This is a genomic window from Pseudoflavitalea sp. G-6-1-2 (assembly GCF_012927185.1).
In the GTDB taxonomy this organism is placed as follows: Bacteria; Bacteroidota; Bacteroidia; order Chitinophagales; family Chitinophagaceae; genus Pseudobacter.
Genome location: NZ_JABBGB010000005.1, coordinates 2,041 through 3,263, shown reverse-complemented (window position 1 = coordinate 3,263; position 1,223 = coordinate 2,041). Strand labels below are relative to the sequence as shown.

The window sequence follows — 1,223 nt, the reverse complement described above, 5'->3', positions numbered from 1 at the left end:
GATGAGAAACGGTAGATAACTCTTTTAAAGCACTTAAGGGCGTATGGTGGATGCCTTGGCTCTCAGAGACGAAGAAGGACGTGGTAAGCTGCGATAAGCTGCGGGGAGCTGCACACAAGCATTAGATCCGCAGATTTCCGAATGGGACAACCCGGCATACTGAAGGTATGTCATCCGAAAGGAAGTCAACCTCCTGAACTGAAACATCTAAGTAGGGAGAGGAAAAGAAAACAAACGTGATTCCCTGAGTAGTGGCGAGCGAAAAGGGAACAGCCCAAACCGGTGTAGCGTGCTGCACCGGGGTTGTAGGACTGCATTTAGAAATCAAACTCAAGCTGAACTCTCTGGAAAGTGAGACCATAGCAGGTGATAGTCCTGTAGGCGCAAATGTTTGAGGACGAGCAGTATCCTGAGTAAGGCGGGACCGGAGGAATCCTGCCTGAATCTGCCGGCACCATCCGGTAAGGCTAAATACTCCTGAGAGACCGATAGTGAACCAGTACCGTAAGGGAAAGGTGAAAAGCACCCTAAACAAGGGAGTGAAATAGTACCTGAAACCGTACGCCTACAAGCGGTCGGAGCCTGGCAACGGGTGACGGCGTGCCTTTTGCATAATGAGCCTACGAGTTACTCCTCACTGGCGAGGTTAAGTTCTTCAGTAACGGAGCCGTAGCGAAAGCGAGTCCGAATAGGGCGACTAGTCAGTGGGGGTAGACGCGAAACTTTGTGATCTATCCATGGGCAGGTTGAAGGTGTGGTAACACACACTGGAGGACCGAACTCATTAGCGTTGAAAAGCTATGGGATGACCTGTGGATAGGGGTGAAAGGCCAATCAAACTGAGAGATAGCTCGTTCTCCCCGAAATGTTTTTAGGAACAGCCTCGGATTACAGACATTTACCAGAGGTAGAGCTACTGATTGGGCTAGGGGGCTTCACCGCCTACCAAACCCTGACAAACTCCGAATGCTGGTAAATATCTCCGGGAGTGAGGCTGCGGGTGCTAAGATCCGTGGCCGAGAGGGAAATAACCCAGATTAGCAGCTAAGGTCCCTAAGCGTATGTTAAGTTGATCAAACGAGGTGGGATTTCTATAACAGCCAGGATGTTGGCTTGGAAGCAGCCATTCATTTAAAGAGTGCGTAACAGCTCACTGGTCGAGAGATCCTGCACGGAAAATAATCGGGCATCAAACATACCACCGAAGCTCTAAATTGCACGCT

At 50.1% G+C, this 1,223-nt stretch carries 1 rRNA gene (running past one end of the window); it reads left to right on the top strand.

The window, feature by feature from the left end:
• Window positions 1–23 precede the first annotated feature (23 nt).
• Window positions 24–1,223: ribosomal RNA gene (locus HHL16_RS24770) — 23S ribosomal RNA — on the top strand (it continues 1,772 nt past the right edge of the window).